Origin of the sequence: Candidatus Nitrosotenuis aquarius, assembly GCF_002787055.1 — an archaeon.
Lineage (GTDB): Archaea > Thermoproteota > Nitrososphaeria > Nitrososphaerales > Nitrosopumilaceae > Nitrosotenuis > Nitrosotenuis aquarius.
This window is the reverse complement of the sequence record NZ_CP024808.1, coordinates 599,222-621,749: the sequence shown is the minus strand read 5'-3', so window position 1 is coordinate 621,749 and position 22,528 is coordinate 599,222. Positions and strand designations below refer to the sequence as shown.

Here is a 22,528-nt window from a genome sequence, read left to right as displayed (position 1 = left end):
CATTACAAGAATTTTGTTAAGCCAGTCAACTAAACTTGTCTATATTTGATTAACAAACCTGTAAGGCAACAAACTCTATTGGTTCATATCAAAAAGGTAGAGATCTACGGCTTCAAGTCATTTGGATTTACAAATACCACAGTCGGCTTTGAGCCTGGTCTGGTGTCAATATCTGGGCCAAACGGATCCGGCAAGAGCAACATTCTGGATGCGATCATCTTTGCACTCGGCGAGAACAAGCCAAAGATAATGAGGGTGGACAAGCTTCGATCACTGATCCACGACATAGAAGGAAACAAGCGCGGAACCAAGATGGCGCGAGTCTCGTTGCACTTTGATAATTCTGATAGAAAAATCCCAGTTGATTCTAACGCAGTTGTAATTACTAGAGAGATGGGAGAGGACGGCGAAAATGTGTATTACCTAAACCAAAAACAGACAAACCGAAACCAGATCCTGGATTTACTTGAAGTGGCAAATGCCAGCCTGAACCAGCTAAACGCAGTCCAGCAGGGAACAGTAACTAGGATTTCAGAGTTTACAGCAGAAGAAAAGCGAACAGTAATTGAGGATTTAATCGGATTAGCATACTTTGATGAGAAAAAATCCGAGTCCATAAAACAGCTAGAGGATGCCGACAGAAGACTCGAAGTGGCTTTAGCAAGAATGGATGAAATCAAAAAGAGAATCGATGAGCTGGAAGCAGAGAGAAACCAAAAACTCAGGCACGAATTCATCAACTTTGAGCTTGGACGGCTACACGCAATCTCGGCTTCTAACAAAATGAAGGCAATCCAGGTGGAAAAAGTATCCAAAGAGCGCTCCATGCATTCGCTGGTCTCAGAATCCAAAAAGCTAGACGAAGAACGTGCTCTGGTCAAAAAGGAGATCTCTGAGCTGGAATCGCAAAAATTCACATTCATGAGTGAGGTCAACGCCTACAACCAGGCAAAGGCGTCAATTGATTCCGAGTTATCCAAGGCAATGCAGGTCTACGAGTCAGCCAACACTGAAACCATAACAAAATCCAGAAGAATAGAGCAAATCAATGCAAGATTACCTATTGTAGCATCGGACCTGGAATCACTCCACCAAGCCCGACTAGACATCGAAGCCCAAAGCACAGAACAAAAAGCAATGCTGTCAAAAATCAGAGAAGACAAAAACCAGATCTATGAGCAGATAAAGTCAGTCGAATCGGAATTATCAACAGTATACAAGCAGCAATCGCATGCAATATCGCAAAGAAAGGAAGTCGACACCAAAATCCAAGGACTGACGCAAAAGCTAAACCACGCCAAGGTGGAATTTGCAAAACTGGAATCCGAAATCAACGATTCCAAATCCAAAATAGAGTCAAACAAAAACAGACTGGCAGAAATCGACTCTGAATCTATCAAGCTTGCAACACTAAAGACAAGACTAGAGTCTATAATAGAAAACCACAAGGCAACAATTTCAGAACTGCGTGGGAGAATCTCAGAGCAAACAGGAAAACACGGCAAAATAGAGCACGACATTGACGAGCTAAATTTCATCTTGGAAAAAGCCGCAAAGGCAGCTGCCCAATATGATGCAAAAATCAGAGTAGTCAAAAGCATAATGCACGAAGATTATACCATTGCACACCTCAAGGAACACCGAGAGGAGCTAGGAATAGAGGGCCTAGTATACGAGATGATATCCTGGGACAAACAATACGAGCGCGCAATTTTGGCTGCAGCATCGGACTGGATCAAGTCATTTGTAGTGCAGGACTTTGGAACACTGATTAGTCTTGCAGAGGTGGCGCGAGCAAAGAAACTCCCCAAACTCAAAATCATTCCACTGGAGGCAATCCCCAAGTTTTCGCTGACTGTGCCAAAAGACCCAGACGTGCTTGGAGTTTTGTCTGATTACGTAAAATGCGATGCAAAATACGCACCGCTACTGACGTTCTTGTTTGGCAATGTGTTGTTAGTAAAAAGCCAGGATTCCGCACTGCGACTATCAAAGTCTGGCTACAAAACCGTAACAATTGACGGTGAGTTCTTTGAGGCAAAGGCATCCGCAGTGGTAATTGACATCAACTCCAAGATATCAAAGGTCACAAAAATAATCTCAATGAGCACCTCAGTTGAAGGCCTGCACCAGTCAATATCACTGCTCAAAAAATACATTCTCAAAAAACGTCTTTCCATCAAAAAAGTAGACGGAATCATCCAAAACTATAGAGAGCGACTCTCAATATCCGAGACGGGCCTTGCAAATGCAGACCTCAGCTATTCAGATCTGAAGATAAAGGTCTCCACAATAGAAAAGACAAAATCACAACTAGAATCCAGAATCAGCCAGCTAGCAAGACAAATTGAAAAAATAACATTGGACCACTCCAAGGAGGAATCCCTGATTGCATCACTAGAGGAGAGAATAACATTAATGCACGAAAACTATGCAGACGGGGAAAACCACAGAATTGCATCAGAGCTGAACAGGCTAAATGAGAAACGATCTGAGCTCATGGCGCGCCAGTCTAGTATTGTAAATGATCTGCGAGAAAAAGAATCCCAGCTAGCAACACTATCTGCACAAGAGCTGGGAGAGAAGACAAAAATGCAGAACCTGCGAGAAGAACAATCCTCACTAAACCATGAAAAGCACGAAATAGAAATTCGACTAGGCCAAATAGCCAAAGACAAGGAATTGGCAAGCCAAAACCTAGTCAAACTGCGTGAAAAAGAGCAAAATCTTATCGCAACCTCTGGCACGTCAATATCAAAACTGCAGGAATTCGACGACAGGCTGTCACTGCTAAACGAAAAAGAAAGGCTGGTAACGCGAGAGATAAACGCGTTGGAGCGCCAGTCAGATTCGCTTTCGCGCGATATTCGAGACATAATAGAAAATGAGGCAAAAATACAAAAGGTCTTAGAAAAATACGGCTATCAGGAAATAACAGAGACATTTGAGGTGGACTCTATGCTGTCTGCATTAGAATCAGAGATGAATTCGCTGACATCAAAGCTGAACGCAACTGCGCCACAGACTTTTGTAGAGATATCAACTGGTTATCGCTCCATGTCTGATAGAAAGAACGAGCTGGAAGAAGAACGAAACGCCATAGTGCGATTCATAGAAGAAATTGACAAGGACAAGCGCCAGACATTCTTGGAGGCATTTGACAGAGTAGACAAGGAAATCCGAGATGCATTCCACACCATGACAGGTGGTGAGGCCTGGCTGGAGCTGCAAAACGAAGACGATATCTTCAATTCAGGAATATCATATCTAATACAATTCCCAAACAAGCCAAAAAGAGAATCAACGTCAATTTCTGGTGGAGAAAAGACGCTTGCGGCAATTGTGTTTGTGCTGGCTTTGCAAAAGCTAAAACCGTCTGTATTCTATTTGTTTGACGAAGTGGATGCGCACCTGGATGCTCCAAACTCTGAAAAACTAGCCAAAATAATAGAGCAGCGCTCTGCGGGAAGCCAGTTCATCATGGTGTCTTTGAAGGATTCTGTTGTGCAAAAGGCCAAGCTGATTTACGGCGTCTTTCCAAAGAATGGCGTCTCGCATGTTGTAACATACAAGGACAAGCGCATGCCGTCAATTACAAGCTAGTTTTTTCAAATATTATTTTGCGAAATCGGGGGTGGGTTATGCGATATTTTCCATTCTAGTTTAACCTCCGTAATACCAGTGTTAAATCACAACACCACAAATTACGCACAAAACTGCCTAGTTCATGCATAATTCTACAATTCCAAAACTGCCTAGTTCTGTCTAGTTATGGTATGTGGATCTTTTTCTCTCTGGTAAGGTTATTTGGGTCAGGCTCTGATATTGCATCAAGCAACGCCTGAGTATAGGGGTGCTTTGGGGAAAACAAGACATCATCGATTGGGCCACTCTCTACTATCTTACCCCTGTGCAAAATGGCGATTTTTTGCCCAAAATACCTGGCAGTTGCCAAATCATGAGTGATATACAAAAAAGAAATGTGGTGTTTTTGCCGCAGCTCGTTCATCAGCTCAAGTACTTCGGCTCTAATTGAGACATCTAACATCGACACCGGTTCGTCAGCAATGATCATCTTTGGTTTTAGCACCAATGCTCGAGCCAAAACAATTCTCTGCCTCTGGCCGCCTGATAACATGTGCGGATATTTTTCCATTATTTCTTCTGCCGGCTCTATCTTTACTTCGTGCAAGACTTGTCCAACCATCTCCTGCCTTTCTTTGGAATTGCCAATTTTGTGGATTTCAAGCGGCTCTGAAATTATGTCCTTTATTTTCATTTGCGGATTGATGGAATCGTACGGATCCTGGTACACCATCTGGATTCCCATTCTAATTTTTTTGAGTGACTGTACATCATTAGCAATCTCGATACCATCAAAGATTATCTTGCCGGAATCAATCGGTATTGCGTGTAAAATCAGTTTTGCAATTGTGGACTTGCCAGAGCCGGACTCGCCTGCCAAGACCAACGTCTCTCCTTCTTGTATGGAAAAAGAAACATCGTCCACTGCCTTTACCAGAGAGACTTCTTTGCCAAAGAAATTCTTTTTTGAATAATGTTTTACCAGATTTTCAACTCGCAGAATTTCACTCAAGTATTATACAATACAGAAATTCAGTATATCAATATGCGCGGCCAAAGATTGCGTTTGTAACACTTGTGCCCTTGCAGTACACGCATTTTCCAGAGTTTTGCGCATCAAACGGAATCACTCTGATATCTGCCATGGTGTCTTCTTTGATCTTTTCCTCGCATTCTTTTTTTCCGCACCATCCTGCATCAACAAAGTTGCCAGATTCGATAGCCGCTCTAAACTCGGAATATTCTGATGTTTTGATGGTTTTCTCTGAGAGTAGTTTCTTGGCTGCTTCAAACATTTCATCCTGGATTTTCTGCAAAATTCCGTCAATTTCCGATGATATTTTGTCCATCGGAAGGTCCAGCTTTTGCTTGATGTGGCGTGTTGCATACATGACTTTGTTTTTGTCAATGTCTTTGGGACCGATTTCTATTCGCAGTGGCACGCCACGCATCTCCCATTCGTTATACTTGAAGCCGGGCGTTAGTTGGTCGCGCCTATCCACATGGACTCGCAAGCCCTTTTCCTTGAGAATTTTTTCTACCTTGTCTGCTTCTGTATTTACTCGATCTGCGTCTTTGTCATTATAGTATATTGGTACTATGACCACCTGGATTGGCGCCACTCGCGGAGGCAACACTAGGCCCTTGTCATCGCCGTGTACCATTATCATTGCGCCAATTAGTCTCCATGACACCCCCCAAGATGTCTGCCATGCAAATGTCTCGGCGTTATTTTTGTCCAAGTATTTTACTTCAAACGGCTTTGAGAAATTCTGTCCTAGAAAATGTGATGTGCCCATTTGCAGCGCCTTGCCGTCCGGCATTATTGATTCCATAGTAGTAGTGTATACCGCTCCTACAAACTTTTCCTTGTCGCTCTTTTTGCCGGTAATTACAGGAATTGCCAGTTCCTGCTCTACTGTATTTTTATAAATTTCCAAAATGTCAAGCACTTCTTTTTCTGCCTCTTCTTTTGTTGCGTGCACTGTGTGGCCTTCCTGCCACAAAAATTCCGATGTTCTCAAAAACGGCTTTGTTGCTTTTATCTCTGCTCTGAGTGCAGTGTTCCAGAAATTGATTTTCAGCGGTAGGTCGCGCCAGGACTGGATCCACTTTGAATACATTGAATATGCCAGCGTTTCAGAAGTTGGGCGCAGTGCTAGCTTGTCGCCAATTTCGTTTTCGCCTGAATGAGTAACCCAGAACACCTCCGGGGTAAATCCCGCAAAATGGTCCGACTCTTTAGCTAGTAATGATTCTGGAATTAGTACTGGCAGGAATGCATTTTTGTGTCCTGTTGCCTTGAATTTTTTGTCCAGTGTTTCTCGAATGGATTCCCATATTGCATAGCCGTCTGGCCGCAACACAATCAATCCCTTTACTGGCGCATAGTCTGCAAGCTCTGCCTTTAGCACCACCTGCGTGTACCATTCAGAAAAGTCGTCCTTTTTTGACACTGTGATTCCAGGGCTTTCCTTGCTCAACGGTTTTGTGACTGGATTCTTGGTAAATGAGCGTTTCCTAGTTGTTCTAAAGCCTCATTCCAAGAATCTAGAATGGCTAGTCCGTTTAAATCGAAATGCTTAGCTTGCCCTTACATGAATAAAACTATTGCAGCACTAGCGGCAATACTTTTTGCAGTAGGTTTCTCCTATGCACATGCAGAAGAGTCTGAAAAGGAATCTTTTGCATCTGCACTAGAAGAAACACTCGGACACCTACATGCACTTGAGCTGAATCTGAACGAGTCCAATTCAGAGCTGGCAAGGACCCATGCAACGCACCCAATTGCGGAGCTATACGAGTCCATGAAGCCGGAGCTGCAAGAACATGATGCAGACTTTGATGCTGCCTTTGAGACGGCACTGTCAGAGCTTGCAGACAAGACAATAGATGCCCCAAGAGAAGAAGCACAGGCAGCAATTGATGAGATGAAGTCTCTGGTTGAAGAGGCAAGAACCCTAGTTGTTGGGGACGAGCTAAGCTCGGATCCAAACTTTAGGCTTGCCTTGGTTCGAACATTAGTAGAGACTGCCGGAGCAGAATATGCAGAGGCAGTCGAGGATGGCACCATCACAGAGATGGTGGAATACCAGGACGGCTCGGCATTTGTCTGGCGTGCACAGCAAATCTTTTCCGAGATAAAGGCTGATCTTCCAGAACACGAAGCAGAGGAAATCGAGGAATTCTTTGCAGACCTGGATTCCGCAATAAAGGACATCGCACCAATAGAAAATGTGCAAATCTATGTTGAGGGAATCGAGCACGAAGTAGGAGAAATCCTAGGAGATGAATCCGAAGAAGGCGGACTGCATGCGTACTTTGAGGGAATCGAGCACCACCTAGCAGAGGTCAAAGAGACCTATGCGGATGGAGACTCTGATGCCGCGCTCGCACATGCAACCAAGGCATACTTGGATAATTACGAATTCCTCGAGGCTCCAGTTGCTCAACAAAACGAGGAACTCATGGAGGAAATCGAAATCATGATGCGAGAGGAACTCCGCGACATGATAAAGGCTGGCGCACCTGCCGATGAGATAAACTCACAGGTTGATGCAATTCTAGTCAAGCTAGAAGAGGCCGAAGCACTACTCCCAATGGAAGAATCTGAGGAAGGACATGAAGAAGAACATGAAGAAGACCATGATGTGATGGCACCACTAAAGCAGGTCGAATCTGGTGTTGCACCAGAAGAGGTCCAATGCAATGGTGACATGGTATTAATCATAAAGTCATCGACAGGCTCTCCTGCATGTGTCAAAACATCTACTGCAGACAGACTAGTACAACTTGGCTGGGGAACCAGACAATAATTTCTCTTTTTTACTTATTTTTTTAGCGGTGCGCCCTTGCACAAAACCTTGCCCATGACTCTTGACTGAAAATTGGGGCACACAAAGCACTGGATAAATCCAACGTCTGATTTCAGAACTGGGCAGTTAACATATTCTTGCTTCATTCGCTTGAGCATCTTTGGGCTGACTCCTTTTAGCTTGAGTTTGCCCTTGTCGTCCATCATTCCGGATGCCTTGAGCTCTGCCTTGATTTCGTCGCCTAGCTTTTGGGATTTTTCTGCTTCCTTTACTTCGACTTCGAATTTGTGTTCAAGCTCGTCCATTGAGTCAAATTTTGAGTGCCATGATTTAACGGTAACGTTTGCGATCATAAAACAGACTTCAACTTTTATATTGATAGGTTTGAGCCAAAAAACTAGAAAAAATTGCTTGCCATTTTTGACGTAGAAGGAGTTCTCTTTGACGCTGAATACCTGCCGATTCTCGCAGAAAAAATAAACAAGCAGGATGAAATCTGGGCAATCACCAGAAAAGGAATCCAGGGTTTGATAAACTGGGAGGAAGGCCTGAGAACCCGAGTCGAGGCACTAAAGGGGCTCAGCTATGATACATGCAAGGAAGTGGCAGACGAATTGCCAATAATGACTGGCGCAGCAGAGACGTGCAGGGCACTCAAGGCGGCAGGCTGGAAAATAATGGCAGTCTCTGGCGGATTTACAATTATGACTGACAGGCTAAAGGAGCAGCTGGGCCTCGACTATGTCTATTCTAATGAGCTGATATTCAAGGACGGAAAACTGGACGGAGTAAAAATCAACGTAACATCAGACAAGGCAAAGTCAGCCAGAATTAAAATCGCCGAATGGAGGGAAAACAAGGAAAACATTGTGGTAACAGTTGATGGCGCAAATGACCTGACACTGTTTGATATCTGCGGCCTTGGCGTGGCGTTTCGCGCACAGGACATAGTCAAGGACAAGGCAGACAAAATTATAGAAGAGAAAAATCTAACAAACCTAATTCCAATTATTAATGCAAAGTACAACTTGGACTTGGAGCTGCAAATAGCGTAAACTCCAAGTTCTATGCATAGTCAAATGTGTCAAATGTGTCTGGCTTGAATCCCCTGTGCTCAGATAGGTACCTGTCTAGCTTTTCAAGCTGGATGCAGATTGCTGCATCTGTCTTTGCATGTCCATAGATTTGCTCACGGACTGCCCTTAGGGATTCTTCGTTTAGATTTGCTGGCATCATGGGGTATAGTATGATGCCGGATCATCTAAAGATCTTGCAAAATTATCCGTTCAAAACAAACGCACTGGGGTTTGCGCAAACAAATCAAGTTAAATTACAAATACAGTACCGGGTCTTGTGCTGCAAATAATTCCAGTACCAGTAAAATCTGATATCAAAAAAGGAGACGACCTGGCAAAGATTTTTGCATCCAACTTCAAGGATATGGAGGACGGCGACATTATAGTTATGGCGCAAAAAATAGTATCAAAGCAGGAAGGTAGGGTAGTCGAGCTTGCTCAGGTAATCCCCTCTATTTTGTCTGTGGGCCTAGGTGCTGAATACAACAAGGACCCAAAACTAGTGGAGGTGATATTATCAGAGGCAAAAAGAATAGTGCGCCTGGAATCTGGAATTATAATAACAGAGACAAGGCACGGATTTGTCTGCGCAAATTCAGGAGTAGACGAGAGCAATCTGCCTCCTGGGTTTGCATCAATGCTTCCAGAAAACCCTGACAGGTCTGCATCAGAATTTGCCCAAAAAATATCTGCAAAGTCGGGCAAAAAAATAGCAGTCATAATTTCCGATACCTTTGGCAGGCCGTTTCGGGAAGGCCAGACAAATGTGGCAATCGGTGTGGCAGGGATAAAACCGCTTGATGACTATGAGGGAAAGGCAGACACGTACGGCAGGACCATGCGGGTAACCAAGATAGCGCAAATAGATGAGCTATGCGGTGCGGCCGAGCTGGTAATGAAAAAGACAAAAAACTGTCCGTTCGCTGTAATTAGGAATTTTGAGTATGACTCATCGGACGATACAATCCAAACGCTGATTCGATCCAAAAATACAGACCTGTTCCGATAATTCTACAAAAGATTATAATCATTACACTAAAAATTTAGTTGGTTTGGGGTACATCAAGGCAGAACTGCACTGCCACAATTCATTTTCAAATTTTCATGTGGGCGAAGACGACGCGCCGTTTGACTGCAACATCACAATACCACAACAACTAGAGCGAGCCCATGCACTGGGCCTTGACGCACTGTTTGTAACAAACCACAACACACTAGATGGCTATTCGCAATTACTCCAGTACAAAAACGACCATTCCAAGTACCGGCACATCCAGATTTTCCAGGCAGAGGAAATCACCACAAACACAGGAGCGCACGTAATTGCATATGGAATCCACAAGGAAATCAAGGCAGGACTACCCTTGGAAGAAATCGTAGACCAAATAAGAAAACAGGACGGGATTTCGTGCGCGCCACACCCGTTTAGCCTGCTTGATGCACTGCGTAATGATGCGTCAAAATGCGACATGATAGAGGTCTTTAACAGCAATAATGTGGATATAATATCAAATGCAAGGGCTGCCCAGTTTTCACTAGAGCACAACAAAATTGGCGTTGCGGGAAGCGACTCGCATGTTTTATCCACACTTGGCAGGTGCGTCAATGTAATAGAATCGGAAAACACACTAGATGACGCACTATACTCGATGCGGCACAACAAGATTGCAATCCACCAGACTGGATATGCAAAAGAGCAGGAAACTCTGGAGCACATCAAGTACAAAATCAACAACTCCAAGGACTATCTGGCAGAATACATCCGAGAACACTATCCAAACTCGCAATGGATGATGTCGCTGTTGCTCAAAATGTATGACCTAAACCAGAACAGCTACATGTGGTCGCTTGTGTACAAGCTGGCGGTGTATCTGATGAAGCGAGTATCAAATAAAATAAACATCCAAGGATATGATGCATCAAAACTCCATGATCGAAATCTTGCGACGATGCTGAAAATGGCAATCTGAGTAAATCTTTATCAGTCAGACTGGGCTGTTTCTTCCATGGAAGTTCAACAAGCAGCTGAGAAGCTACTAAAGCTTAGCCCGTCAGTTCGAGTTGTGACTATCTGTGACATGAATGGCAAGGTCCTCTTTTCGGCTCGTTCTAGTCGTGTCAAGTTGCTTTTATCAAAACAGGAAAGCAAAATGTCACTGCAAAACGCCGCGCGCGCATGGAAGGTGCGAAAAAAGCTGGAAAAGAAGCTTGGCGCATGCAAGTATGTCTTGGCCGAATATGGTAGCGTAAAGAGAATTACGATGCCTGCTGGTCCAAACCACCTACTGTTCATCACGACGACTTCTGCATTTGACCACAAAAAAGTGGTAAATCGAGTAAGGACTTTTCGTTAGAGTCCATCTCTTCCTTTTTGTTATGGCTGCCTAGAGTTTTCTTCTGCCTGTGCCGCGACCAGTACCTACCCACATTCCCTTTGAGGATGCAGTTGTCGTACTTGCAACATCGCCGAACTTTATTTTTGCAGTGCCTCTGCCCATAGAGATGTATTGGTCTTTGGCTGCCTGTTTTTGTTGTTCGCTGTATTGCTTAAACGCAGGACCCGTCCAGTTGTCTTCTTTTTTGTCTTCTACTCTTCTTGATGTTCCTCTGCCGCCAATTCGTATGATTCCCATAGTCAGTAAAGTAAGGCGATTCAAGCTAATAAGATTATAGGAGAATATGCCCCATTATTTTGCAAAATGCGATTAGCTGGCACTAAACACTCGGAAAATTCTAAATAGATTTTAATATGCAAATTTCTCTTTTTACAATATTGAGTACTACGACCAAAATGCTAGACGCCAGAGGACTGTTCTGCCCAGAGCCTGTGTTTAGAACAAAAATCGAAGTAGAGCGAATGCAAGTAGGGGAAACGCTGACGGTTCTAGCTGACGACCCAAATGCAGAAGAAGACGTCTCAAGATGGGTCAAGCGAAACGGACACGAGCTTTTGTCTTTGCAGAAAAAAGACAATGCGCTGGAATTTCAAATTAAAAAGGTGAAATAATTTCTGGCCAAAGTCGCACTTGATGCAGACATTTTAAACAGAGTTGGCAACACTCCCCTAGTAAAATTAGAATCATTATCAAATAATAAAGTCCAGTATTTTGCCAAACTAGAAAGCCACAACCCCTTTGGCTCAGTCAAGGACCGTGCGGCATACTGGATGATTAAAGACGCAGAGGAAAAGGGCAAGCTAAAGAAAAACCACACAATAATAATCGAGCCGACGTCGGGCAACACCGGAATAGCGCTAACAGGCATTGCAAGCCTGCTTGGATATGAGGTGGAAATCGTAATCCCAGAAAAGGCATCAGAGGAAACAAAGAAAATAATCGCAAAGCTTGGCGCAAAGATCTATGAGACAAGCGATGATCTCTGCCCAAAGGTTGGTGCGGGAACTGATCAAAGCATCGCACTTGCCACATCCATTGCGTCATCGCGACCCGACAAGTATTATTCTCCAAACCAGTATGCAAACGAGGCAAATTTTCTGGGACACTATCGCGGAACGGGACCTGAAATCTGGAAACAAACAGACGGCAAGGTAACACATTTTTTCACCGGCGTTGGAACGGGAGGAACGGTTACCGGCATCTCCACATACCTCAAAGAGCAAAACCCAAAGCTAAAGACAATTGGAGTGCAGCCACAGCAAAACCACCTGATTCAGGGCTTGAGAAACTTTGAAGAGTCTGCCAAGCCTGACTTGTTTTTGCGAAGGGAAAAGTCAGTTGACGACTGGATTACAATTAACAACGAGACTGCGTTTGCGGCAGTAAAGGAGATCTTTGCAAAAGAAAAGTTGCTAGTATCGCCGTCATCTGCCACTGTTTATGCTGCAATGAAAAAATATCCAATAGAAGAGGGAATAGTGGTTGGAATATTTGCAGACGATGGCAGAAAGTTCAAGTCTCTATATTCGCAGCAAAAGGTCTTTACCGAAGAAGAATTTGACGCAAACCTAAAGCAGGCAGTACACCTATCCAAGATAGTATACCTGGACTAGCTCTGCAGTTTACTAATCATTGTGTTGAGCGAAAACGGCTTTTCTAGGACCTCTACTGACTTTGGCATGTCTCCTGGAGCCTTGATTAGCGAGTTGATGTCATATGCAGAAGCAAAGATGATTCTCTGGTTTGGCCTCTTGTCAAGTATTTCCTTTGCCACCTCGACTCCGCTTTTTCTGGGCATGTTGTTGTCCAATAATACTACATCAAATGGATTCTGATCAAGTGAGTCAAATTCGGATAGTGCCTTTTCGTATGTTTCTATGCATTCTACTCCGTCCTTTGCTATCTGTACTCGGTGGCCGTTTTTTTCCAGTATCTTGGTGTACTGGCTTGCGGTAAACGCATTGTCCTCTGCTACTAGTATGTTTAGGCTCATTTGATAAAACTCGGGCTGGTGCATACTTTAGTCGATGTCTGTTCGATTAGCGCAAACCTAGTTTGTTATTGTGATGGCCTTGGGTATTGTGGGTATTGTAAACTCGAACGTTGCACCGCAGTCCTTGTTGTTTTTTGCTGTGATTTTTCCACCATGGGCCTCTATGATTCCCTTGCACAAAAACAAGCCCAGGCCGTTTCCTGCCTGATTGTCGGATCCGTGTCCCTTTGTGGCAAACTTGCCAAATATTCTGGGCAGGATCTCTTGCGGGATGCCGTTTCCGGTATCGGACACCGATATTTTCACCTCGCCTTGTCCTATCTCGGTCTTTACTTTGATGTGCCCGTTTTCTGTGAACTTTATTGAATTGTTGATTAGGTTTCGCAATACTTGGTCTAGCCTTGTTCTATCTGCACGTATTGTGACGTCTTGGCCTGTTTCTTCTAGTATTTTGAGGTCTTTTGATAGGCCTGTCTTTGCCATTGTTACTGCCTCCTTGATTGTATTGTTAAGTGAGATGTCTTCTGGGTATATTGTCAGTCGGTTGCTCTCTATTCTGGTTACATCCAGAACATCGTTTGCCAAGTCCTGAAGTTTTTTTGCAAGCGTGGTTACTCCGTCCCATGCCTCCTTTTGGTCAATGTCGCCAGACTGTGCAAGTTCTGCAAAGCCAAAGATTGGCTGAATCGGACTTTTTAGCTCATGTGATGCAATGCTGATGAACTCATCTTTCATCTTGTCTAGGTCTTTGAGTTTTTTGTTTGCCTCGGACAGCTCGCGGGTCTTGTAGTCAATTTCTCGCTTGAGGTCCGAGTTTACCTGCGAGAAAAAGTACCGCAGTGCAAGAGCAATTCCTCCAACTGTAACTATAATTGCAATTTGAACAATCAGCCATCCCCTCTCATGTTCCTCTATTGCAGTTATGGCCTGGTCGTCAAATTTTCCAATCTCAGATGATATTGAATCTATTTTGTTTTGGATCTGCTTGTGTTTGGAATTTAGCTGATCCAGCAAAACTGGACTGGGCGATGTCATGGCTGTCTTTGCCATCTCTTCGTATTCCAGATGCGCCTGCTCTATTTCCGAAAACATTTGGTGCACTAGCCTAAAGTTTGCCTGGGTTGGGTCTGGCGCAACAGAAAATCCAGTCTCTGTTATCTTTTTTGCGTGATCAATGTCGGATTTTATTAGTACTGTGCTTGCCCAAAACTCCTCCTTTGCGCTGTCTTGCTGGTTTGCAATGATTCTATCAAAACTTGATGCCTGCTTTTGATGGTGGAGCTGTATTTTGCTCAGGCTTTCCTGCAGTGGCTTGTATGCTTCTGATATCATGATGATCTCAGAGCTTACCTTTGACATTTGGTATGTGCCAAACAAGATGGTAACACCCAGTAGTAATATGATGATTCCAACAGTGCCGCTGATCTTCAGACTTGTCTTCTCAAACACAGCTTGCAAATAAGACAAGATTGGTTTTTGTGGTTGTTTGTCTGAATCGAACGAACTAGGACTTGGTTTCAGTCAGATACCTGTCAACATCTATTGCCGCCATGCAACCAAAGCCTGCTGCCGTGATTGCCTGCCTGTATCTATGATCATGGACGTCGCCTGCAGCAAAAACTCCCGGAACGCTTGTCTTTGTGTTGTCCCTGAGCTTGATGTATCCTTGCTCGTCCAGCTCTACGCTGTTGGCGAAGATCTTTGTGTTTGGCTCATGGCCTATTGCCACAAAGACTGCACCTGCCTGAATGGTTGTCTTTTGGCCAGACTTGGTATCGGACAAAACAATGCTTTGCACCTTTTGGTCGCCCTGAATCTCAGAGACAACACTGTTCCAGTGCATCTGGATTTTTGGATTGGAAAATGCGCGCTCTTGCATTACCTTGCTTGCACGTAACGTGTCCTTTCTGTGGATGATGTGGACCTTGCTTCCAAACTTTGTCAAGAACGTGGCCTCCTCTATTGCAGAGTCTCCGCCACCCACTACAATTATCTCCTGATTTCTAAAGAACGGCCCATCACATGTTGCGCAATATGACACTCCTCGCCCTCCAAATGTCTGCTCGCCTGCAAGGCCGAGCTTTCTAGGGGTTGCACCAGTTGCAATGATTACTGCCCTGCATTCGTATTCTTCGGATGCTGTTAGAATCTTGAATGGCTTGTGTCTGAAATCAACATCGATTACCTCATCGTCTATTATGGTGGTACCCATTCGCTCTGTCTGCTTTCTCATGGTAATCATCAAGTCTGGGCCCATGATCCCGTTTTCAAATCCTGGATAGTTCTCAACCTCGGTAGTGTTGACCAGCTGTCCTCCAGGCAATATTCCAGATAATATCAAAGTGTCATGTCTTGCGCGAGAGCAGTAAATTCCCGCGGTATATCCTGCAGGGCCTGCGCCTATGATGATGACGTCGTATTTTGTTTTCTTTTTTTCTGTCTTGGGGAACTCTTTTTCCATCATTACGGTGGAGCCACCGTCTGCAGCCATCATGACTGTGCCTAATTATTTGATTAATTTAAAGTCAACCAATCATCGACTGCTTTTTGGTGTTTTGGGCAAAGCTTGCCGAACTCTAGCTGCGAATACAAAAGATCGCGCTGCCAGTGCGCATTGTTTAGCCTGCAGTCCAAAAATTCGCAAAACGGATCTCCTGTGATATAATAGAATACCGCTTGCAGTGCATAGCCTTGGATTATTTTGTCCAGCCTTGGGTCATGGTACTCTAGGTACTGGCCCATGTATTTTTCCTTGATGGAATCAATGTTTAGGCCCATCCCGTAGTTTGCCATCATGTCCATGTAATATTCGCGCGACTTTGCAGGCGCCTCGATTATTCCTGTTGTGGATATTATTGCGGGATTTGCACCAATCAATGCTCTGCCGTGATATCTAAAATCAGAATCATCAAACGTGCAGGTAAGCTTGTTTGTAAATATCAAATGAAAATTATCCAAAGTTGCTTCCCTGTCTGGAATTAATCCTGATACAATTTTGTGAAACTCAAATCCATCATAGAGAATAATGTTTTCTGTTTTGGCCGAGTCTGCAAATGACTCCATCTCAAATTGTATTTCTTCTGGTGTCGGTTCGTGCCTTTGAAATTTCTGCCTATAGTTGAAGATTCTAGTAGCAGCTATGTCGTGTGCTGTATTTTGTCCACAGCCTGCAAAGATGTTCTTTCTTTTTTCTACTGGTACGTGGAATGTTTTTTGTAAAAATTCCACTAGCGAATCTAGCTTTAATTCTGGTATGGATAGCTCATCGTAGATGTAAATTTTGGAGAACCGCACGATTTAGGTTCGGTTTAGTTCTTTTAACTTTTGAGCAGTTATTTCTGCTGCACGCTTGCCTGAAAATAGCATGGAACCAAAGGTTGGGCCCATTCTTGGCAAGCCATGTGTCTCCGTTACTGACATGCCTGCAATGACTAGCCCTGGATAGACTTCGCCGGTGGATTCTACCACCTTATCCTCACCGTCTTCTACCCACATTGGATTCATTCCCTTCCAGTCTACTAGCTTTCTATCCACTAGTCGTTTTACTGCAACGGAATCGTGGCCTGATGCGTCAATTACCATTTTTGACTCTAGGGCAACTGGGTCTACACACGTGATGTTTCTTGGCAGTGCAGACACTGGCATCCAGTTTACCACAAGGCCGGACACTCGGCCGTATTTTAAAATAAGATCGTCGAATTTAGTCAGATTCAAAAATTTTACACCTGCATCGCAGGTAGCAGCAATTAGCTTTGATACTGCATGGGGTCCTGCAGTGATGTATAGTCCATCGGTTGCTTGCTTGTATGGAATTCCAAGCTCGTCCCAGATTTTCTGTGCCGGCGCTCGGACTGTGACTGGGTTCATCATATAGCCACCAAGCCAGTAGCCTCCTCCAAGATAGTTGTTCTGCTCTATAATCAAAACCTTGTAACCCATCAATGATAGCTCTCGTCCGGCCGTTAGTCCTGCCGGTCCTGCACCAATAATGATAACATCCGATGTGATTCGCTCCTTGAAGACTGCAAAGAATTCATCCGCAATTGCCGCAGTGATTTTTGCCTCGTTTACGTCTGCAAAAATTTTTGTCTTTGTCTGAGCGCTTTGCACGAAATTAGCCCAAATTATATGACATTAATAGTTTATTGTCATTTACGCACAAGTCGCTTAGGCGGCACTAATGCAAGGAGGAAAAATTTGTCTGCAAATTTACTATGTCGGCAAATTCCAATTTTTATCAAAAATTTATATCCAAATTTAAGGGAAGTTAGTTGAATTTGAGTACCATAACAAAACAGTCCAAAGAAGGCAGAAAGGCCAGGGTAAACTGGGCGCGAGTAGAGGAAGCCGACCATTTCGCAAACATGGTAAAGCAGTTCCGACAGGGCAAACTCGAGCCTGACCTCTTCAGAAGATTCCGACTGCAAAACGGCGCATATGGTACTAGAATGACTGATGATTATGCAATGGTGCGAGTAAAGCTTCCAGCAGGCGAAGTCTATCCGCACCAACTAGAAAAATTAGCGACATTATCTGAGCAATATTCGATTGGCTCTGCACATGTCTCTACAAGACAAAACGTGCAATTACACTGGGTTATACTGGAAGACGTCTCTGAAATAATTCGCAGTCTTGCCGAAGTGGGACTAACATCAAGGGAAGCATGTGGAAACGCAGTGCGAAACGTAATGTGCAGTCCTCTTGCGGGAGTTTGTGCAGAAGAGGAATTTGATGTGACTTCATACGCAGTAGCTACTGCCAAGTTTTTCCTTCGAAATCCGCTAAACCAGTCGCTGCCAAGAAAGTTCAAGTTCAATTTCACCTGCTGTGAAAAACACGGAATGGCAAGAATGGTTGACGTTGGCCTGATTCCGCAGATCAAAACCATAAACGGACAGCAGCGACGGGGATTCAAGGTGTTCTTGGGTGGAGGCCTAGGAAACAAGTCCTTTGTTGGACACCAGCTAGAGGACTGGACTCCGGAAGAAGATCTACTTTACACTTCGATTGCAACAATTAGGATTTTTGACAGACTTGGAGACAGAAAACACATGGAGCGCAACAGAATGCGATATTTGGTTGACTCGATGGGCTGGGAGCAGTTCCAGAACCTAGTCCTCAAAGAGCGAGCCCTAGTAAGAATGGCGCAGTCTGTGATTGTAAAGTTGTCAGTTGATCAGACTCCGCAAAAACTGGACTCGCACGTGAGAATTTCCGGATTTGATGGAAAATCAATCCCTGATGGATTTTCTAGGTGGCGCAAGGGCAACACGTTTGCGCAAAAACAACCTGGATATTATTCGGTGTCTATAACACTGGAGGCAGGAGACATCACCGCAAGCCAGCTTCGAGCTATAGCGGAAATATCCAAAGAATTCTCAGCAGAGGGATACGCAAGAACGGGCTTTGTGCAGGACATTTACCTGCGGTATGTAGCAGAATCTGACTTGCCACGATTGTATGCCAAACTACTGGAAGTAGGCCTTGCAAACCCGGGCTCGCTTACGATGGTGCACCCAATTGGATGTTCTGGCACGACATCGTGTAACTTGGCACTGACAAACTCGCACAGGATGGCAAAAGAAATCCAAAGAAAGTTCATTGAGCTAAAGCTGGACGAAGACGATGATCTGCGTGAGGCCTCTATCAAAATAAGCGGATGCCCCAACTCTTGCGGTCAGCACGAAATAGCAACAATTGGCTTCTATGGAGGTGGGGGCAGGGTGGGCAAAGACATGTACCCAGTGTACCAAATGTCGCTTGGCGGAAGATCCGACGGTGAGACAATGCTTGGCGCAAACATACTGCGAATTCCAGCAAAGCGAGTCATCCCGTCCATACTAAAGCTAGTTGAGACATTCAAGGCAAACAAAAAGCAGGGAGAGGACTTCAAGTCTTGGATCCACAAAGTTGTAACTGGACATGCGGACTCGCAGGTCAAAACAATAGATGACATTAAAAAAATTCTCTTGCCGTTCACACAGGCGCCATCGATTGAACAAGACAAGGATTTCTATGCCGACTATGGAAGCGATTCTGGCTACCACGCACGAACCGGCAAGGGAGAATGCGCAGCTTGAGCAGGCCTACAATTGATGCTGATCACTTGCGCGGACAGCTGCGCGATAACAGCGTTCGAGTAATTGATGTGAGGCGCGCAGAAGACTACAAAAAAGATCACATTCCAAAATCTGTCAATTTACCATTGGCAGAACTGCTGGCAGACGACTCGCCAGAAAAGGTGCTCGCAATAGCGCAGCGACTGGGAATAGACGATCAAACCCCTGTTGTAGTATATGATGACACGTTTGGTGCACTGGCATCCCGTGTAGCGTGGACTCTGCAATATCTGGGTCATTCTGATGTGTCGCTATTGGACATGACGTATTCGCAGTGGAAGGGATTGGGCCTTGAAACCGATACTGCGGAAACCGCACCATCACAAAAGACTCACTCTGTAAAACTCCAGCCGGAAATCATGGCAACTGCTGACTATTTGGAAAAAGCAAAAGAGAGCAAAAACGTCATAGTAATTGATAATCGTGAGCGACTCAACTATCTGGAGCAACACATACCGGGCGCAGTCAACATTCCGTATCGAACTCTGGCATCCGAAGACAAAATCCTAAAACCAAAAGACGACCTAAAGAGACTGCTCAAAAACAGAAACATTCCAGAAAACGCAGAAATCATCACGTATTGTGGAAGCGTTGGGACACTGTCTGGCCTTGCGTACTATGCGCTCAAGTCAGCTGACTATCCAAATGTAAAATTGTACGTGCGCTCTTTCAAGGAATGGAAGGGCCTCAACAAGCCAATAGTAAAGCAGGAAAATGCAAACTATTGGGACTTGTCTGCAGAATAGCTATACTTGGCCGCGCAGCTTTTTTGTGATTACTGCCTCTACACTATCAAACAGTCCTAGAATCTTTTCCTTGTTTTCTTTGAGATAGTCTAGTCCCTTGTCTTCAAGTCTTACCTTGTAGAGTCTGATTTCTCGATGTTCTTCTAGGAATTGCTCAATCATTGTAGTGCCAAGTTTTTCTGCATCAATGAATAAGCTGAAATTTTTGATAATCTTTTCAATATTTTCTTCCTCGATTGCAAGCTTAGTTGACTGGATTGACTCGCTGACATCTTTGAGTGACTTGATTGTCCCTGGAAGTTTCTTTGTTGTGCCGATGAGGCTTTTCTTTTCTACGCCAATTTTTGCTGCCATCTCTGGCTCTATATCATAAGTGTCAATCTTGTTTAGGCCTTGCCTCTTTTCGTTTTTGACGACTAGTCCCTTTTCCATTAGCTTTCTGAGCGAGTCTTCGACTTCGGCCTTGCTGATAAATGTGGTCCACACTATTGCTCCAATTGTGTGATAACCCTGTCGTATTGATTCAAAGACTACGAGCTCTACGATTCTTCTGAAACTTTCCTCGATTTTGATATTTGCAAAGTCCTTGTCTCGTACTGCGCGCTTTGCGTTTTTGACGTCGATTTCAATTGATCTTTTCAGTGACTCGATAGAATCGGGAACCTCGTTTAGCAATGATAAATAACATGCCTTGTTATACCAAGCCATCCCAAATGTTGGGTCGGACTCGATTGATTTTTCCACGCAGTCCAGCGCCTTTGGGTACTGTTTTTGCTGATAGTGAACAAGTGACTTGAGGTTCCAGGCCTCTGAATTTGCAACGTCGATATCCAAAACTTTGTCGTATGCTTGGAGGGCACCTGCATAATCGTCTAGGTGGAATTTGGAATAGCCCATCTTGAGCAGTGCCTCTGTGTTATTGGGGTCGATTCGAATAATCTGATCAAAGACCTTTACTGCGTCTTCGAGGCGCTCATCTGCCATTAGATGGATGCCTTTTTTGAGAAGCTTTGTCTGCTGATAGTCTGCCTTGACTAGGCTTGTCTGAGTTTCATCTACTGGCTTTGGAAGGTTTTTGTCTTCTTTTTCCTCCAAACTCTTTTTCATTTGTCATTTTTGGAGTTAATTCGAATAAATACCAAGCTGATCATACACAAGCAAGGAAATCAACTCATACATGGAAAATCCAAATATACTTGCAGATTACAACCTGTTTGATGTCTACTGAGGCTAAGAGGCTCGAGGTTTCTGGCACAGCACCATTTAAGCAGTCAGGCGTCTACGAGGTCCAAATTTCTATCTGCGATTCAGCGCCATCCACAGAAGAGATTGTCTCAAAGCGTTTTGCATCATTGTGGCAAGAGCATTACCATCTACATGTCAAGGACGCAAAATTCACACAAACACTTGGCTCTGACACAAACCCCATCCCGGATTCTGTCTTTGGGTTGCCAACAATTTGGATCATTGTAAGCGATCAATTCTCATCATTACATTCTATCTTTGAAGTTAGAGTTTCAGCACCGGAAAGTTTTGCACCGATGGAAACACCCGAAATGCCGCCTGCACCAAGACGCAAACGTGAAGTAGAAACTACAGAGGAGCGAGTACCTAGGGGTGAGCGCGGACTGCGTGGCGCACCTGGATTGCAAGGTGACAAGGGTCCAACAGGTCCTATGGGACCACAAGGCGAGCGCGGACCAATAGGTCCACCAGGCCCAATCGGAGTTCAAGGTGACAAAGGTCCGATGGGACCAATGGGTCCAGCAGGACAACAAGGCGAAAAAGGTCCAATTGGCCCTCAGGGAGACAAAGGCGATAGAGGCCCGACTGGTCCGTCCGGCGACAAGGGTGAAAAAGGAGACAAGGGATTAACTGGCGATAAAGGAGACAAGGGAGACAAAGGCCCACCGGGAGACAAGGGAGACAAAGGAGACAAGGGATTAACTGGCGATAAAGGAGACAAGGGAGACAAAGGCCCACCAGGCCCACCGGGAGACAAGGGGGAAAAAGGCCCACTGGGTCCATCTGGAGACAAAGGGGTAACAGGCCCAATCGGTCCGCAAGGCGATAAAGGCCCAACAGGAATTCAGGGACCGCCAGGTGACAAGGGTGTCATGGGTCCACCAGGCCCACAGGGGGAAAAAGGCCCAACAGGTCCTGCAGGCCCCCCCGGAGACAAGGGAATTCAAGGCCCAATCGGTGAGCGAGGCCCACGAGGTCCGCAAGGTCCTGCGGGTGACAAGGGACCACTGGGTCCACCAGGCCCCCCCGGAGACAAGGGTCCAAAAGGCATTCAGGGTGAAGTTGGCGATAAAGGCCCACAAGGCCCACAAGGTCCTGCGGGCGAAAAAGGATTAACTGGAGTTCCAGGCCCTCAAGGCGAGCGAGGCCCACGAGGTCCGCAAGGTCCTGCAGGAGAAAAAGGACTTACAGGACCAACAGGCCCACCAGGCGATAAAGGTCAGACCGGTCCGCAAGGCCCTCAAGGCGAACCAGGCCCACAGGGATTGGCAGGCGAGCGAGGCCCACAAGGTCCGCAAGGAATTCAGGGTCCTCAAGGCGAGCGAGGTCAAGCAGGACAAAAAGGTCCTTCAGGTGATAAGGGCCCTATGGGTCCACAGGGACCGCCAGGTGACAAGGGTCCAAGAGGCCCACCCGGACCACCAGGCCCACCGGGAGCAACCGGAATGTCGGATGAACAAAAAGCATTATTCAAGGAACTACTCGAGGTTCTAACCGCCAAAAACATCATTTCTACTGAAGAGCAGATAAAACTGATGAGCTATCTGTACTAG

General features: G+C 45.0%; 22 protein-coding genes. 11 read left to right on the top strand and 11 right to left on the bottom strand.

The window, feature by feature from the left end; genetic code table 11:
• Positions 1 to 78 precede the first annotated feature (78 nt).
• The gene (locus NAQ_RS03705) at positions 79 to 3,603 is read left to right on the top strand and encodes a chromosome segregation SMC family protein (protein ID WP_100182304.1); all 3,525 of its coding nucleotides are present in this window, start codon (positions 79 to 81) and stop codon (positions 3,601 to 3,603) included.
• Between the two features lie 166 nt (positions 3,604 to 3,769).
• Here NAQ_RS03705 and NAQ_RS03700 read toward each other — a convergent pair whose 3' ends face one another.
• Both NAQ_RS03700 and proS read right to left on the bottom strand, forming a co-directional pair.
• Positions 3,770 to 4,597 (bottom strand): ATP-binding cassette domain-containing protein, encoded by an 828-nt coding sequence (locus tag NAQ_RS03700; protein ID WP_100182303.1) that lies wholly within the window; start codon positions 4,595 to 4,597, stop codon positions 3,770 to 3,772.
• A gap of 28 nt (positions 4,598 to 4,625) precedes the next feature.
• The gene (gene proS, locus NAQ_RS03695; RefSeq protein ID WP_100182302.1) at positions 4,626 to 6,068 is read right to left on the bottom strand and encodes a proline--tRNA ligase; all 1,443 of its coding nucleotides are present in this window, start codon (positions 6,066 to 6,068) and stop codon (positions 4,626 to 4,628) included.
• 114 nt (positions 6,069 to 6,182) lie between these two features.
• Between proS and NAQ_RS03690 the strand changes: the two genes are divergently transcribed.
• The gene (locus tag NAQ_RS03690; RefSeq protein WP_100182301.1) at positions 6,183 to 7,400 is read left to right on the top strand and encodes a PEFG-CTERM sorting domain-containing protein; all 1,218 of its coding nucleotides are present in this window, start codon (positions 6,183 to 6,185) and stop codon (positions 7,398 to 7,400) included.
• 14 nt (positions 7,401 to 7,414) lie between these two features.
• Here the strand turns inward: NAQ_RS03690 and NAQ_RS03685 are convergent, their stop codons facing one another.
• Positions 7,415 to 7,705: a hypothetical protein gene (locus NAQ_RS03685; protein ID WP_100183430.1), complete on the bottom strand. Its 291-nt coding sequence runs from the start codon at positions 7,703 to 7,705 to the stop codon at positions 7,415 to 7,417.
• Between the two features lie 102 nt (positions 7,706 to 7,807).
• On the opposite strand from NAQ_RS03685, the gene serB reads away from it, so the two are divergent.
• Positions 7,808 to 8,455, top strand: coding sequence for a phosphoserine phosphatase SerB (gene serB, locus NAQ_RS03680; protein WP_100182300.1), 648 nt, complete (start codon positions 7,808 to 7,810; stop codon positions 8,453 to 8,455).
• A gap of 10 nt (positions 8,456 to 8,465) precedes the next feature.
• On the opposite strand, the gene NAQ_RS10060 is transcribed toward serB, so the two are convergent.
• Complete coding sequence (locus tag NAQ_RS10060) at positions 8,466 to 8,636, bottom strand: hypothetical protein (protein WP_162858631.1); 171 nt, start codon at positions 8,634 to 8,636, stop codon at positions 8,466 to 8,468.
• Positions 8,637 to 8,753: 117 nt separating this feature from the next.
• Here NAQ_RS10060 and cofE point away from each other — a divergent pair, with 117 nt between their 5' ends.
• From cofE to NAQ_RS03665, 3 genes are read left to right on the top strand one after another with little or no spacing between them, the layout of a single operon-like run.
• On the top strand, positions 8,754 to 9,485 hold the full coding sequence (gene cofE / locus NAQ_RS03675) for a coenzyme F420-0:L-glutamate ligase (protein ID WP_320410632.1): 732 nt from the start codon (positions 8,754 to 8,756) through the stop codon (positions 9,483 to 9,485).
• 43 nt (positions 9,486 to 9,528) lie between these two features.
• Positions 9,529 to 10,446, top strand: coding sequence for a PHP-associated domain-containing protein (locus NAQ_RS03670; RefSeq protein WP_100182299.1), 918 nt, complete (start codon positions 9,529 to 9,531; stop codon positions 10,444 to 10,446).
• A gap of 36 nt (positions 10,447 to 10,482) precedes the next feature.
• Positions 10,483 to 10,830: a hypothetical protein gene (locus NAQ_RS03665; protein ID WP_100182298.1), complete on the top strand. Its 348-nt coding sequence runs from the start codon at positions 10,483 to 10,485 to the stop codon at positions 10,828 to 10,830.
• A 30-nt stretch (positions 10,831 to 10,860) separates the two neighbouring features.
• On the opposite strand, the gene NAQ_RS03660 is transcribed toward NAQ_RS03665, so the two are convergent.
• Positions 10,861 to 11,109 carry a hypothetical protein gene (locus tag NAQ_RS03660; RefSeq protein WP_100183428.1) on the bottom strand — a complete coding sequence of 83 codons (249 nt, stop codon included), beginning with the start codon at positions 11,107 to 11,109 and terminating at the stop codon, positions 10,861 to 10,863.
• Positions 11,110 to 11,267: 158 nt separating this feature from the next.
• On the opposite strand from NAQ_RS03660, the gene NAQ_RS10280 reads away from it, so the two are divergent.
• A complete protein-coding gene (locus NAQ_RS10280) occupies positions 11,268 to 11,483 on the top strand; it encodes a sulfurtransferase TusA family protein (RefSeq protein WP_420887499.1) in 216 nt (71 codons plus the stop codon).
• 3 nt (positions 11,484 to 11,486) lie between these two features.
• Complete coding sequence (locus NAQ_RS03655) at positions 11,487 to 12,485, top strand: PLP-dependent cysteine synthase family protein (protein WP_177585585.1); 999 nt, start codon at positions 11,487 to 11,489, stop codon at positions 12,483 to 12,485.
• Here NAQ_RS03655 and NAQ_RS03650 read toward each other — a convergent pair.
• From NAQ_RS03650 to NAQ_RS03630, 5 genes are read right to left on the bottom strand one after another with little or no spacing between them, the layout of a single operon-like run.
• Entirely contained in the window at positions 12,482 to 12,865 is a 384-nt protein-coding gene (locus tag NAQ_RS03650) for a response regulator (protein WP_162858630.1), read from the bottom strand. The two genes, NAQ_RS03655 and NAQ_RS03650, sit on opposite strands and share 4 nt — an antisense overlap.
• 57 nt (positions 12,866 to 12,922) lie before the next feature.
• Positions 12,923 to 14,314: a sensor histidine kinase gene (locus NAQ_RS03645; protein WP_162858629.1), complete on the bottom strand. Its 1,392-nt coding sequence runs from the start codon at positions 14,312 to 14,314 to the stop codon at positions 12,923 to 12,925.
• 55 nt (positions 14,315 to 14,369) lie between these two features.
• Positions 14,370 to 15,359, bottom strand: a complete 990-nt coding sequence (trxB, locus tag NAQ_RS03640; RefSeq protein ID WP_100182295.1) for a thioredoxin-disulfide reductase — start codon at positions 15,357 to 15,359, stop codon at positions 14,370 to 14,372.
• A gap of 20 nt (positions 15,360 to 15,379) precedes the next feature.
• Positions 15,380 to 16,159 carry a DUF6775 family putative metallopeptidase gene (locus NAQ_RS03635; protein ID WP_177585554.1) on the bottom strand — a complete coding sequence of 260 codons (780 nt, stop codon included), beginning with the start codon at positions 16,157 to 16,159 and terminating at the stop codon, positions 15,380 to 15,382.
• A gap of 3 nt (positions 16,160 to 16,162) precedes the next feature.
• Positions 16,163 to 16,975 carry a sulfide-dependent adenosine diphosphate thiazole synthase gene (locus NAQ_RS03630; RefSeq protein WP_100182294.1) on the bottom strand — a complete coding sequence of 271 codons (813 nt, stop codon included), beginning with the start codon at positions 16,973 to 16,975 and terminating at the stop codon, positions 16,163 to 16,165.
• 161 nt (positions 16,976 to 17,136) lie between these two features.
• On the opposite strand from NAQ_RS03630, the gene NAQ_RS03625 reads away from it, so the two are divergent.
• Both NAQ_RS03625 and NAQ_RS03620 read left to right on the top strand, forming a co-directional pair.
• Positions 17,137 to 18,945: a nitrite/sulfite reductase gene (locus tag NAQ_RS03625; RefSeq protein WP_100182293.1), complete on the top strand. Its 1,809-nt coding sequence runs from the start codon at positions 17,137 to 17,139 to the stop codon at positions 18,943 to 18,945.
• Positions 18,942 to 19,730 carry a sulfurtransferase gene (locus tag NAQ_RS03620; protein ID WP_245871711.1) on the top strand — a complete coding sequence of 263 codons (789 nt, stop codon included), beginning with the start codon at positions 18,942 to 18,944 and terminating at the stop codon, positions 19,728 to 19,730. The genes NAQ_RS03625 and NAQ_RS03620 overlap by 4 nt, the downstream gene beginning before the upstream one ends.
• Here the strand turns inward: NAQ_RS03620 and NAQ_RS03615 are convergent, their stop codons facing one another.
• Positions 19,731 to 20,837, bottom strand: coding sequence for a tetratricopeptide repeat protein (locus tag NAQ_RS03615; RefSeq protein ID WP_100182291.1), 1,107 nt, complete (start codon positions 20,835 to 20,837; stop codon positions 19,731 to 19,733).
• Positions 20,838 to 20,947: 110 nt separating this feature from the next.
• On the opposite strand from NAQ_RS03615, the gene NAQ_RS03610 reads away from it, so the two are divergent.
• A complete protein-coding gene (locus NAQ_RS03610) occupies positions 20,948 to 22,528 on the top strand; it encodes a collagen-like domain-containing protein (RefSeq protein WP_100182290.1) in 1,581 nt (526 codons plus the stop codon).